Raw genomic sequence first — 12,554 nt, forward strand, 5'->3', positions numbered from 1 at the left:
ACGTCATCCGACGAGCGCCGCCGACATCCGGTCGAGCACCTCGCTCGCGCCCGCGTCGAGCTTCACCGCGGCACGGCTGTCGCCCTTCGTGATACCGCGGTTCACCACGATGATCGGCATGCGTCGCCGGCGCGCGAGCTCGATGAGCCGCATGCCCGAGTTCACGACCAGCGACGAACCCGCCACGAGCAGCACGTCGCTGCCCGACACCACGGACGCCGCCGCCTCGAACGTCTCACCGGGAACGAACTCGCCGAAGAACACCACATCGGGCTTCAGGACGCCGCCGCACACCGTGCACGTCGGCAGCCGCATCGCATCCACATCGTCGACCTCGACATCACCGTCGGGAGCCAGCCGGATCGCCTGCTCCAAGTCGATATCGGGGTTGAGCGCGGTCAGCCGATCGGCGATCGCATGCCGCGCGTACACCTGCCCGCACTGCAGGCACACGACCCGGTCCATCGCCCCGTGCAGTTCCACGACCCGCCGGCTGCCCGCACGGCGGTGCAGACCATCGACGTTCTGCGTGACCACGCCGGTGACCACTCCGCCCGCCTCGAGTTCGGCGAGCGCGAGATGCCCCCGATTCGGCCGCGCCGACCTGAAGTTGCGCCAGCCGAGGTGGCTGCCCGCCCAGTAGCGCTTGCGAGCGTGCTCGGAGGCCAGGAACGTCTGGATCGTCATCGGCGTGCGCACCGGCGCACCCGCACCCCGGTAGTCGGGGATACCGGAGTCGGTGCTCACCCCCGCACCCGTCAGCACGGCCACCCGCGCACCTCGCATCACATCGATGGCATCGCCCAGCAGTTCGTCGGGCGCAGCCTGCACCGGGATCGCAGTGGTCACGTCGAGCCTCCTTCGACAGCGTCACGATAGTAAACGTCGAGCTTTTCCGGAATGTTTCGTCGCCTGGCAGGCTTGAGAGCCGGAGGGACATCCATGCACATCGAACGGGTCGCGGACGCGACATCCGACGCCGTCGCCGACTACGCCGGGCTGACCGACGTGGCCCTGCGCAGCCGGGTCGAGACCGAGGGTGGCCTCTACATCGCCGAGTCGGCGAAGGTCATCACCCGCGCCGTCGCCGCGGGCCACCGGCCCAGGTCGGTGCTCACCGAGGAGAAGTGGCTGCCCGCCCTCGAACCCGTACTGGCACCCCTTGACGTGCCCGTGCACGTCGCCGACCCGGCCCAACTCGAGGCGATCACCGGCTATCGTGTGCACCGCGGCGCCCTCGCCGCCTTCGAACGGCCCGCCCTGCCCGACCCCGCCGACCTGCTCCGCGACGCCCGCCGCGTCGTCGTGCTCGAGGACATCGTGGACCACACCAACGTCGGCGCCATCTTCCGCAGCGTCGCAGCCCTCGGCGCCGATGCCGTGCTCGTCAGCGAGCGTTGCGCCGACCCCCTGTACCGGCGCAGCGTGCGGGTCAGCATGGGCACCGTCTTCCAGGTGCCGTGGACACGGCTGCCCGGCTGGGCCGACGCCGTGTCGCTGCTGCACGACCACGGGTTCCGCATCTGCGCGCTTGCGCTCGCCGACGACGCGGTGCCGCTGCGCACGCTCGCCCACGAGGCGCCCGACCGGCTCGCGCTCGTCTTCGGCGCCGAGGGCGACGGGCTCAGCAGGCATGCGCTCGCCGCCGCCGACCAGGTGGTCACCATCCCGATGGCGCGCGGTGTGGATTCGCTGAACGTCGCGGCGAGCGCGGCGGTGGTGCTCTACGCGCTCGCGGTCGACGGTTAGGCTGCAACGGATGTCACGCCCCACGATCACGCCGCCGCCCGGGTCGGCCCGCGCGATCGGCGCCGGTCCGGTCACCGCCGATCCGCTCGACGACGACGTGGACCTGGCACGGCGGCGCGCTGCCGCTCGACGCCGCCGGATCTTCCGCCGCCGTCGCACCGTCGCCGTCGCGATCCTGCTCGTGGTGGTCGGGCTCGGCCTGTGGGGCGGCGTGTACACGTCGAACGCGCTGAACGCGCCGTTGCCCGTGGCGAGCCCGGAGGTCTCGCAGCCCGCGCCAGTGGTGGCGCCGGCGCAGGCGATCGCCGGGCCGCAGTTCGGCACGTGGGCGATCTCGGCGGTCGGGTTCCCGGGCCCGCTCGCGCAGAGCGCCGACCAGACGCCGTTGCCGACCGCGAGCATCACGAAGGTCATCACCGCGCTCGTCATCCTCGACCAGCACCCCATCGCCCCGGGCGAGGAAGGGCCGTCGATCGAGTACACCGACGCCGACGTCGACGTCTACTGGGACATGGTCGCGCAGAACGGATCGGTCGCGCCGGTGCCAGCCGGATCATCGCTGACCCTCAAGCAATCACTCGAGACGATGCTGCTGCCCTCGGGCAACAACTACGCGATCTCGTTGTCGAACTGGGCGTTCGGCTCGGAGCAGGGGCTCGTCGACGCCGCACGCGGCTGGCTCGACGCCCACGGGCTCGTGCACACCACGATCGCCGACTCGTCGGGCCTCTCGCTCGACAACACGAGCATTCCGAGCGATCTCGTGCAGCTCGGCGTGCTCGCGCTCGAGAACCCCGTGCTGGCCGAGATCGTGGCCATGCAGAGTGCCGAGATCCCTGGCGTCGGCACCGTGACGAACTCGAACAAGATGCTCGGCACCCACGGCGTCGACGGCATCAAGACCGGCACCACCGACGACGCGGCCAATCTGTTGTTCTCGGCCGACTACCCCGTGGGATCGCACACCGTCACCGTGGTCGGCGTCGTGCTGGGCGGTGAGACGCACGCCGTCCTCGACGAGGCGATCGGCGCACTGCTCGACAGCGTCGCGCCAGGGTTCCACGAGGTCACTGCGCTCACCGCAGGGCAGGAGCTCGCGTCCTACGCGCAGCCCTGGGGCGACACCGCGGTCGCACGCGCGGGTGACGGGGCATCCGTCGTCGTGTGGAGCGACACGCCCGTCGAGGTCGAGGTGACCGCCGATGCCCTCGCGACCGCGGCCGACGGCCAGAGCGTCGGCACCGCGACAGTGCGTGCAGGCGACGCCACCGTGACCGTGCCGCTCGTGCTCGAGGGCGCGCTCGCCGACCCGGGCGACTGGTGGCGCCTCACCAACCCCGACGAGCTCGACGCGGCCGAGGGCACCCGACCCAGGCCGGCGGCGTCGTCGGGGTCGGTGACGCTCGCCTGCTACTGAGCGTCGGCTCCGCCCGCGACCGCCTCTTCGCTCGCGTCGGCATAGGGTCCGGCGGTGGGGCGCTTCGCCGTCACGAAGTCGCCCGACGACTGGTGACGGAGACGTCGCAGCACCCAGGGCACGAGGTGCTCCCTCGCCCAGACCAGGTCTTCTGCGCGCGCCTGCCGCCAGCTCACGTCGGGCAGCGGCTCGGGCGTCGAGGGCACGAGGTCGTTCTCGACGTTCAGCGCGGCGAGCACCATGCGTGCGACCGTGTGGTGGCCGAGCGGGTTCAGGTGCAGGCGGTCGGGGGCCCAGAACCGCTGATCCTGGATCTCGGAAAGCGCCCACTGATCGGCGACGATGCAGTCGTACTTCGCCGCGATCGACCGCAGGTTCTCGTTGTAGATCGCGACCTTGCCGCGGATGCCTCGGAACACCGGCGAGAAGCCGACGTCGACGCCGGTGAACAGCACGATCGTGGCACCATCGCGGGAGAGCCGCTCGATCGCGTACTCGAAGCGCCCCGAGATCTCGTCGGGGTCGGTGCCCGGGCGGATCACATCGTTTCCGCCGGCTGAGATGGTGATCAGGTCGGGGCGCAGCGCCACCGCGGGCTCGAGCTGCTCGTCGATGATCTGCTGGATGAGCTTGCCGCGCACGGCGAGGTTCGCGTACGCGAAGTCCTCGGTGCCGCGCGACAGCACCTCGGCCACGCGGTCGGCCCAGCCTCGATGGCCGCCGGGCACGTTCGGCTCGGGATCGCCGATGCCCTCGGTGAACGAGTCGCCGATCGCGACGTAGCGGGACCAGGGATGCTGCTGGGTGACCATCTCTCCATTGTGCAACGACCTTCGGATGCCCCACACCTGCAGGTGGACGGACGCACGAGCGTGTCGGCGGGGTGGTCTACAGTGCTGTGAAGTGAGCACAGCGACCCCCTCCGGCAGCCATCTGCCCGGTACCTCCGCCGCTGAGCACCTGTCCCCGTCGTTCCCCGCGCGCGCACCGTGGGGCACCGCGTCGAAGCTGCGCGCCTGGCAGGCCGAGGCGCTCGAGCAATACCTCGACGAACTGCCGCGCGACTTCCTCGCGGCTGCGACGCCCGGCGCCGGCAAGACCACCTTCGCCCTGCGCATCGCCGCCGAACTGCGCGCCCGCCGCATCATCGACCGCATCACCGTGGTCGCCCCCACCGACCACCTGAAGCGGCAGTGGGCCGATGCGGCGGCACGGGTCGGAATCCGGCTCGACCCCGGATTCCGCAACGCCCACGGGCGCACCGCACGCCACTACCACGGGGTCGCCGTCACCTACGCGCAGGTCGCGATCCGCCCCGCGCTGCACCGCGAGCTCACGCTGTCGGGCCGCACCCTCGTCATCCTCGACGAGGTGCACCACGGCGGCGACACGCTCTCGTGGGGCGACGCCATCCGCGAGGCCTTCGAACCCGCTGAGAAGCGGCTCTCGCTCACCGGCACGCCGTTCCGCAGCGACACCGCGCCCATTCCATTCGTGCAGTACGAGCCCGACGCGAAGGGCGTACGCCTCTCGCGCACCGACTACAACTACGGTTACGGTCGGGCGCTGGCCGACGGCGTCGTGCGGCCCGTGCTGTTCATGGTCTACGCCGGGCACATGCGGTGGCGCACCAAGGCGGGCGACGAGATGGAGGCCAAGCTCGGCGAGGACAACACGAAGGATGTCACGTCGTCGGCCTGGCGCACCGCACTCGAGCCCACCGGCGAGTGGATCCCCGCCGTGCTGCGCGCCGCCGACCGTCGGCTCACCGAGGTGCGCCAGGCGATCCCCGATGCCGGCGGGCTCGTCATCGCCACCGACCAGACCGTCGCGCGCGCCTACGCCGAGATCCTGCAGTCGATCTGCGGCGAACGGGTCACGGTGGTGCTCTCCGACGAGAAGGAGGCGTCGGCGCGCATCGAGGAGTTCTCCGAGGGCACGAGCCGGTGGATGGTCGCGGTGCGCATGGTCTCCGAGGGCGTCGATGTTCCCCGCCTCGCGGTCGGCGTCTACGCCACCAGTTCGGCGACCCCGCTGTTCTTCGCCCAGGCGATCGGCCGGTTCGTGCGCGCCAGGCGCCGCGGCGAGACGGCCAGCGTGTTCCTGCCGAACGTGCCCGTGCTGATGGCGCTCGCCGGCGAGCTCGAGCGCGAGCGCGATCACGCTCTCGACCGGCGCGACGGCGACGACGACCCCGGCCTCGATGACGGCCTGCTCGAGGCCGCGAACCGCGAGGAACGCGCGAGCGACGAGGCCGGGGAGTTCACCTGGCAGGCGATCGCGAGCGACGCGACCTTCGATCGGGTGGTGTTCGACGGCACCGACTTCGGTACCTTCGCTGAACCCGGCAGCGACGAGGAGTTCGACTTCATCGGCATCCCGGGGCTGCTGGAGCCCGAGCAGGTCGCCGAACTGCTGCGGCACCGGCAGGCGCGTCAGGCCCGGCGCGCCGGTGATCGGCGCAAGCACGCGGTCGACGAGCCGGCCGCGGCCGAGCCGGTGGCGCTGTACCGCACCCTGAAAGAGCAGCGATCGCTGCTGAACAGCCTGGTCGGGCTCTACGCCCGCCAGATGGGTCTGCCGCATTCGCAGGTGCACGCCGAGCTGCGCCGAGTCTGCGGCGGACCCGAGGTGGCCCACGCCACGGTCACGCAGTTGCAGGCTCGGATCGACCTGCTGCGGCGTCGGCTCGGCGGGCGCTGAGGGCGAGTGCTGCGCCGGCGGGTCCGCCCGCTCAGGCTTCGGCGCCGACCGTCTGGCCCACCCGGTACCGCGCGCCGCGGTGCTCGTCGGGAAGCCGGTCGCCTCGGCCGTGCAGCTTCTGTCGCAGCGTCCCGGGCTGGTACTCGGTCGGGTACCGGCCGCGGCGCTGCAGTTCGGGCACGACGAACTCGACGATGTCCTCGAAGGTCCCGGGTGTGATCGCGTAGCTGAGGTTGAAGCCGTCGATGTCGGTCTCGGCGACCCACTCCTCGAGCTGGTCGGCGACCTCCTCGGCCGAGCCGACGATGCGGGTGCCGAAGCCGCCGATCTTGCCGCGCTCGGCGAGTGTGCGCACGGTCCACTCGTCGCCGGCGTCGGCCTCCTCTTTGAGCGAGGTCACGAGCGACTGGATCGCGTTGCTCTGCACCTCGCCGATGGGGTCGTCGAGGTCGTACTGCGAGAGGTCGGCGCCCATCCAGCCCGACATCAGCACGAGCGCGGCCTCGTCGTCGGCGTACGCCAGGTACTCGGCCTCCTTCGCCCGAGCCTGGTCGGGGGTCTCATCGACGATGACCGTCGCCATGGCGTAGATGCGCGCGGCGTACCGGTCGCGTCCCGCGGCTTCGAGGGCGTCGCGGATCTGGCGCACCTGCGACGCGACGGTGCGCTTGGAGGGCGCGGCGACGAAGATCGCCTCGGCGTTCTCGGCCGCGAACGCGATGCCCCGCTTCGAAGCGCCGGCCTGGTAGATCACGGGGGAGCGCTGCGGGCTCGGCTCGACCAGGTGGATGCCGGGGACCTTGAAGTGCGTGCCCTCGTGGCTGATGTCGTGCACCTTCGACGGGTCGGTGAAGACGCCGGAGTCGCGGTCGCGCACGACCGCGTCGTCCTCCCACGACCCCTCCCACAGCTTGTACAGCACCTCGAGGTACTCGTCGGCGATGTCGTAGCGCTGGTCGTGCTCGACCTGGTCGTCGTGCCCCATATTGCGCGCGGCCGAGGGGAGGTAGCCGGTCACGACGTTCCAGCCGACGCGGCCCTTGGTCAGGTGGTCGAGCGTCGAGAGGCGGCGGGCGAACGGGTACGGGTGCTCGTACGCGGTGCCCGCCGTCACGCCGAAGCCGAGATGCTCGGTGACAGCCGCCATCGCCGACACGACGAGCAGCGGGTCGGTCACGGGCACCTGAGACCCGTGCTTGATCGCGGCCTCGGCCGTGCCGCCGTACACGTCGTAGGTTCCGAGCACATCGGCGATGAAGATGCCATCGAATCGGCCCCGTTCGAGCAGCTGCGCGAGCTCGGTCCAGTACGAGATGTCGGTGTAGCGCTGGGCCTGATCGGCCGGATGACGCCACAGACCGCTCGAGATGTGACCGACGCAGCTCATGTCGAACGCATTGAAGCGGATGGGACGAGAGGACATACGAGACCGCCTTCCTGAACCCGGCCATCGTGGCCGAACCGGCCCCGCACCGCGGGTCGATCCGACACATGGCGTCACGCGACGCAACCATGTTTCGCGCGGGTGGCGGTCGCGCGCCGAGTGTTGCACGCTCACTCGCCATGACCATCGCACCATCGCCGGCCGAGCGCCGCACCGAGACGTTCGCCCCGTGGGGCGGCCACGCCGACGCAGACGAACTCGCGCACTGGACCGGTGTCGCCCGCACTGTCGCCGACGCACTCGCGGTCGACGTCGTCGAGCGCGACCGGTCGAACGCCCTGCCGGTCGCGCCTGTGGCCCTGCTGCGAACCAGCGGGCTGGCCGACCTGGTGGTGCCGACCGACCTCGGCGGCCACGGCGCCCACTGGGAGACCGCGTTCGCGGTCGCGCGCGTCATCGCGCGCGTCGATGCATCCGTCGCCCAGATCCTCGGATACAGCTGGCTGAACCAGGCGTGCGCGGTCTTCTACGGCACGGATGCCTCGCACACTCGTGACGTGCTCGCGCGAAGCGCCGCGGGGCACTGGGTCTGGAGCGACTCGTTCAATCCGATCAGTCCCGATCTCGCGCTCGTGGCCGACGGCGATCGGTACCTGCTGAACGGGCGGAAGGCGTTCGCCACGGGTGCCGCGGTCGCCGACGTGATCGTCGCCGGCGCCATCGCCGAGGGCGGCCGGCACGACGGCGAGCTGGTCGTGTTCGCGCTCGACGCCGGGCGCGACGGCATCCGCCACCTGGGCGACTGGGACAACATCGGGTACCGGGCCTCCGCGAGCGGCGGCGTCGAGTACACGGACGTGGTCGTGACCGATGCCGACGTGATCGGCGTCGACCGCGACGAACCGTTCTCGTCGGTCGTGACCCCCGGCGTGCAGCTGCTGTTCGGCAACATCTACCTCGGCGTCGCCGAGGGCGCGCTCGCGCAGGCCGCCGCGCTCACCCGCGCGCGGCCGAACTCATGGTTCCTCTCAGGGGTCGACCGCTACGCCGACGACCCGATCACGCACCGGCTGTTCGGCGAGCTGGTCTCGCGTACCGCCGCGGTCGAGGCGCTCGCCGACCGTCTGAACCGCCGGTACGACGAGGTCGTGGCCCGCGGGCACGCCACCACGGCCGACCAGCGCGCCGCCATCGAGATCGAGGTCGCCCGGCTCAAGGTCGTCTCGACCGAGGTGGGTCTCGATGTCGCGTCGCGGGTCTTCGAGCTCACTGGTGCGAGCTCGACGAAGTCGGCCATCGCCCTCGACCTGCACTGGCGCAACCTGCGGACCCACAGCCTGCACGACCCGGTCGACTACAAGCGCATCGAGGTCGGCGCGCACTTCCTGAACGGCACCGTGCAGCCCGTGAGCCTCTACACATGACCGCCCCCGCACACCGATACGCCGACGTCTTCGCCGAGATCGGCGCCGGATCGCTGCAGCGCGAGCTCGATCGCGAACTGCCGGTCGACGCGATCGCGGCGCTGAAGCGCGCGGGATTCACGGGCGTTCGCGTGCCGCGCAAGTTCGGCGGCGACGGCGCCGACCTGACCGAGCTGTTCGCGCTCCTCGTCGACCTCGCGTCGCACGACCCCCACGTCCCGCAAGCGCTGCGCGGGCACATCGCGTTCGTCGAGGACCGCTTGAACGCGCCGCCGAGTCCCGACCGCGACGAGTGGCTGCGACGGTTCGCCGCCGGCGAGCTCGTCGGCAACGCCGTCACCGAGATCGGCAACGTCGCGCTCGGCGACACCGCGACCCGCCTGGCGCCGAGCGCTGACGGCTATGCGATCACCGGTCGCAAGTACTACACGACCGGCTCGATCTTCGCCGAGTGGATCGACGCGACCGCGCTCGACCCAGACGGCGTCGAGGTCGCCGCGCTCGTATCGACCGCGCACGATGCGGTCGAGGTGAGCGACGACTGGAACGGGTTCGGTCAGCGGCTCACCGGCAGCGGCACCGCGGTCTTCGCCGGCGCGCCGGTGCGCCGCGAGCACGTCTACCCGTTCGCCGAGCGGTTCGGCTATCAGACCGCGCTGTACCAGCTCGTGCTCGTCGCGGTGCAGGCCGGTATCGCCCGTGCGGCCGCCCGCGACGCCGCCGACCAGGTCGCGACCCGGGCCCGCACCTTCAGCCATGGCAACGCCGCACGCACCCGCGACGACCCGCAGATCCTCGAGATCGTCGGTCGCATCGAGGCGGACGCATTCGCCGCCGACGCGATCGTGCGGCGCGCCGCCGCGGTGCTGCAGCAGGCCTACGAGGCACGAGACGCCGACCCAGCGACCCGATCCGCAGCCAAGCGCGCGGCCGAGCTCGCCTCGGCGCAGGCGCAGCTCACGATCACACCCCTCGCGCTCGACGCCGCCACGCGACTGTTCGACGCACTCGGGGCCAGCGCGACGAGTACCTCGCTCGCCCTCGATCGCCATTGGCGCAACGCCCGCACGGTCGCAAGCCACAACCCCGCCGCGTTCAAGGCCCGCATCGTCGGCGACGCGGTCGTCAACGACGCCGAACCGCCCTACGAGTGGGCGATCGGCGTGCCGAAGGCCGCAACCGGCTGAGGCGAGGCATCCGCACCCGGCCCGTCGCACCACCCTGCGCCTCGTTCCATCCACCCGCCCCCAACCCACCGTCCCACCACTCCGAAGGAGGCCGACATGGCCGACACCACCATCGCCGAGAGCAGCGCTGCACCGCCCGACGCCCCCACGACGGCGCCCGAGGCCGCCGTCGTCCCGCCCGAGTTCCGACGACTCCGCGGCTCGCTCGGCGTCGCGAGCATCGTGTTCATCGTCGTCGCTGCCGCGTCGCCGCTCGGCGTGATCGGCGGCCCGGTGCCGCTCGGCATCGCCTACGGCAACGGCGCCGGCTTCCCGTTCGTGTTCATCGTCGTGACCGCGGTGCTGCTGCTGTTCGCAGTGGGCTTCACGAACGCGACGCCGTTCGTGAAATCGGCGGGCGCCTTCTTCGCCTACGTCGGCAAAGGGCTCGGGCGAGGCGCCGGTCTCGGCGCCGCATTCGCCGCGCTGCTGTCGTATATCGCCCTCGAGGCCGGGGTGTTCGGCCTGTTCGGTCCGGGTGCCAACGAACTGCTGAAGTCGTACGGAGCGCCCGACATCCCGTGGTGGGTGTACGCCGCGATCGGGTTCGCCGTCGTGAGCGCGCTCGGCTACTTCAAGATCGAGCTGTCGGGGCGCGTGCTCGCGGTCCTGCTCATCGCCGAGGTGCTCATCGTGCTCGCGCTCGACGCGGTCGTGATCTTCTCGGGCGGCGGACCCGAGGGCTTCTCGACGGGCATCGTCGACCCCACGCACATCCTGTCGGGCGCGCCCGGATTCGCGATCCTCTTCGCGATCCTGAGCTTCATCGGATTCGAGGCGACCGCGGTGTTCCGCGACGAGGCACGCGATCCCGAGCGCACCATCCCTCGTGCCACGTACATCGCGCTCATCCTCATCGGCGCGTTCTACACGCTCTCGAGCTGGGTGCTCATCTCGGCGAACGGCCAGAGCACCATCGTCGAGAACGCCTCCGAGAACGCCGGAACCATCCTCGCGACCACCACCGAGCAGTACCTCGGCACGGTCGGCGGCCACATTATCCAGGTGCTGTTCGTCACGAGCCTGTTCGCGTGCATCCTGTCGTTCCACAACATCGTGTCGCGGTACGTCTTCACCCTCGCGGGCCGCGGCGTGCTGCCGCGCGCGCTCGGCGATGCGCACGCCCGGCACGGGTCGCCCGCACGCGCCTCGCTCGCGGCGTCGGGCACGGTGGCCGTGCTCATCGCCCTGGCCGTCGTGCTCGGGCTCGACCCCATCGGACAGTTCTACACCTGGCTCGGCGGCATCTCGTCGGTCGGGATCGTGCTGCTGCTCGTGCTCACGAGCGTCGCGGTCATCGTGATCTTCCGACGGACGCCGAACGAGCTCGGCCCGTGGAAGACGACGATCGCGCCCGGCCTCGGGCTCCTCGGCCTCGGCGTCTTCGCGGTGCTGGTGTTCGTCAACCTGCCGGTGCTCGTCGCCGAGGACGGATACGGGCCGTTCTCGTGGGGGATCATCGCCCTGTTCGTGCTCGCGTTCGCACTCGGGCCCGTCGTCGCCCGGCGACGCGCGGGGGCCCGGCTCGAGTAGGCCCCCAGCCGAAGCCGCGCTGCGTCCGGAGCCGCCGACTCGGCTCCGGACGCAGCCGCGCGGCCCATGGCAGCTGCAGCATCTTCGACGGATGTCGATAAGATGCAGCATCCTGCGAGTTCCTACCGAAGGAGACCCCACGTGCCGCAGCCCCTTGAGCTCGACCGCATCGATCGTGCACTGCTGACCGCCCTCTCGCAGAACGCGCGGGCCTCGGGCGCGGCGCTCGCGCACGAGGTCGGCGTCGCCGAGTCGACCGTCTCGCTGCGCCTGCGCCGGTTGCAGCAAGAGGGTACGGTGCGAGGCTTCCACGTCGATGTCGACCTGGCCTCGGTGGGGGTGTCGTTGCAGGCCCTCATCGCGATCCGCCTCGTCAAGCACGACCGCGCCGAGATCGACGCCTTCCGCAACCAGGTGCCGCACCTGCCCGGCGTGCTCGGCGTCTTCCATATGGCGGGCGCCGACGACTACCTGCTGCACGTGGCGGCACGCGACGCCGAAGAGCTGCGGCAGTTCGTGCTCGCGCACCTCACGGGGCATCCGGCAGTCGCGCACACCGAGACGAACCTCATCTTCGAGCACGTCGACGGCGACGGCTGGCAGCAGCTCATCGGCTGACGGGCGATGCGAGGCGGATGTCTCGGAGCCGACGTCCCGGCGGCACCGCGCCCGCCCGTTCGGAGACCCGAAATGCTGCCAATCCGGGCGAACGGAACGTGCGCCGACGGTCGCATCGGTAGCGTGGAGACGGGCCGCCGATGCGGCCCGTTCACGTGACGGGGCGGACCATCCGGAGCATCCGTCCGTGCCGTCCCGCGACAGTCGGGAGCACCATGGATCAGCCACGTCCGGCGGGCACCGCCGCCGACCGCGCCAGATGGCGCCGATACCTCGCCGACGAGCGCGCCGAAGGCGCGGTCTACCGCGAACTCGCCGCCCGCCGCACCGGCGAGGAGCGCGAGATCCTGCTCGCGCTCGCCGCCGCCGAGGGTCGGCACGAGGCACACTGGCTCAGGCTGCTCGACGGCGACGAGACCGGCATTCCGCGCGCCGACCTGCGCACGCGGTTCCTCGCGAGCCTCGCCCGACGGTTCGGCTCGATCTTCGTGCTCGCCCTC

General features: G+C 71.2%; 11 protein-coding genes. 8 read left to right on the forward strand and 3 right to left on the reverse strand.

Features of this window, described 5'->3' with window-relative positions:
• Positions 1–3: 3 nt before the first annotated feature.
• The gene (locus FLP10_RS17280) at positions 4–786 is read right to left on the reverse strand and encodes a Sir2 family NAD-dependent protein deacetylase (protein ID WP_149162338.1); all 783 of its coding nucleotides are present in this window, start codon (positions 784–786) and stop codon (positions 4–6) included.
• A 156-nt stretch (positions 787–942) separates the two neighbouring features.
• Between FLP10_RS17280 and FLP10_RS17285 the strand changes: the two genes are divergently transcribed.
• Both FLP10_RS17285 and FLP10_RS17290 read left to right on the forward strand, forming a co-directional pair.
• Positions 943–1,749, forward strand: a complete 807-nt coding sequence (locus FLP10_RS17285; protein WP_149161985.1) for a TrmH family RNA methyltransferase — start codon at positions 943–945, stop codon at positions 1,747–1,749.
• A 10-nt stretch (positions 1,750–1,759) separates the two neighbouring features.
• Positions 1,760–3,166 carry a D-alanyl-D-alanine carboxypeptidase family protein gene (locus FLP10_RS17290; protein ID WP_149161986.1) on the forward strand — a complete coding sequence of 469 codons (1,407 nt, stop codon included), beginning with the start codon at positions 1,760–1,762 and terminating at the stop codon, positions 3,164–3,166.
• Here the strand turns inward: FLP10_RS17290 and FLP10_RS17295 are convergent.
• The gene (locus FLP10_RS17295) at positions 3,160–3,978 is read right to left on the reverse strand and encodes an SGNH/GDSL hydrolase family protein (protein ID WP_149161987.1); all 819 of its coding nucleotides are present in this window, start codon (positions 3,976–3,978) and stop codon (positions 3,160–3,162) included. The genes FLP10_RS17290 and FLP10_RS17295 overlap by 7 nt on opposite strands.
• Before the next feature lie 91 nt (positions 3,979–4,069).
• Here FLP10_RS17295 and FLP10_RS17300 point away from each other — a divergent pair, with 91 nt between their 5' ends.
• A complete protein-coding gene (locus FLP10_RS17300) occupies positions 4,070–5,869 on the forward strand; it encodes a DEAD/DEAH box helicase (protein WP_246150073.1) in 1,800 nt (599 codons plus the stop codon).
• A gap of 31 nt (positions 5,870–5,900) precedes the next feature.
• Here FLP10_RS17300 and FLP10_RS17305 read toward each other — a convergent pair whose 3' ends face one another.
• Positions 5,901–7,292 (reverse strand): LLM class flavin-dependent oxidoreductase, encoded by a 1,392-nt coding sequence (locus FLP10_RS17305; protein ID WP_149161988.1) that lies wholly within the window; start codon positions 7,290–7,292, stop codon positions 5,901–5,903.
• Between the two features lie 140 nt (positions 7,293–7,432).
• Here FLP10_RS17305 and FLP10_RS17310 point away from each other — a divergent pair, with 140 nt between their 5' ends.
• The 5 genes from FLP10_RS17310 to FLP10_RS17330 all read left to right on the forward strand — a co-directional run.
• Entirely contained in the window at positions 7,433–8,677 is a 1,245-nt protein-coding gene (locus FLP10_RS17310) for an acyl-CoA dehydrogenase family protein (protein ID WP_149161989.1), read from the forward strand.
• Entirely contained in the window at positions 8,674–9,864 is a 1,191-nt protein-coding gene (locus tag FLP10_RS17315) for an acyl-CoA dehydrogenase family protein (RefSeq protein ID WP_149161990.1), read from the forward strand. Before FLP10_RS17310 ends, FLP10_RS17315 begins: the two co-directional genes overlap by 4 nt.
• A gap of 96 nt (positions 9,865–9,960) precedes the next feature.
• Positions 9,961–11,436, forward strand: coding sequence for an APC family permease (locus FLP10_RS17320; RefSeq protein ID WP_149161991.1), 1,476 nt, complete (start codon positions 9,961–9,963; stop codon positions 11,434–11,436).
• Between the two features lie 141 nt (positions 11,437–11,577).
• Complete coding sequence (locus tag FLP10_RS17325; protein ID WP_246150074.1) at positions 11,578–12,054, forward strand: Lrp/AsnC family transcriptional regulator; 477 nt, start codon at positions 11,578–11,580, stop codon at positions 12,052–12,054.
• 215 nt (positions 12,055–12,269) lie between these two features.
• The coding region (locus FLP10_RS17330; RefSeq protein ID WP_483923594.1) for a ferritin family protein at positions 12,270–12,554 on the forward strand (285 nt) is incomplete at its 3' end.

This window comes from Agromyces intestinalis, assembly GCF_008365295.1.
GTDB classification, from domain to species: Bacteria; Actinomycetota; Actinomycetes; order Actinomycetales; family Microbacteriaceae; genus Agromyces; species Agromyces intestinalis.

What these genes read in the sequence shown, in the direction of transcription:
- FLP10_RS17290 (WP_149161986.1), top strand. Translation starts at nt 1,760, where the DNA reads ATGTCACGCCCCACGATCACGCCGCCGCCCGGGTCGGCCCGCGCGATC.
- FLP10_RS17305 (WP_149161988.1), bottom strand. Translation starts at nt 7,292, where the DNA reads ATGTCCTCTCGTCCCATCCGCTTCAATGCGTTCGACATGAGCTGCGTC.
- FLP10_RS17320 (WP_149161991.1), top strand. Translation starts at nt 9,961, where the DNA reads ATGGCCGACACCACCATCGCCGAGAGCAGCGCTGCACCGCCCGACGCC.
- FLP10_RS17280 (WP_149162338.1), bottom strand. Translation starts at nt 786, where the DNA reads ATGCGAGGTGCGCGGGTGGCCGTGCTGACGGGTGCGGGGGTGAGCACC.
- FLP10_RS17315 (WP_149161990.1), top strand. Translation starts at nt 8,674, where the DNA reads ATGACCGCCCCCGCACACCGATACGCCGACGTCTTCGCCGAGATCGGC.
- FLP10_RS17295 (WP_149161987.1), bottom strand. Translation starts at nt 3,978, where the DNA reads ATGGTCACCCAGCAGCATCCCTGGTCCCGCTACGTCGCGATCGGCGAC.
- FLP10_RS17285 (WP_149161985.1), top strand. Translation starts at nt 943, where the DNA reads ATGCACATCGAACGGGTCGCGGACGCGACATCCGACGCCGTCGCCGAC.
- FLP10_RS17310 (WP_149161989.1), top strand. Translation starts at nt 7,433, where the DNA reads ATGACCATCGCACCATCGCCGGCCGAGCGCCGCACCGAGACGTTCGCC.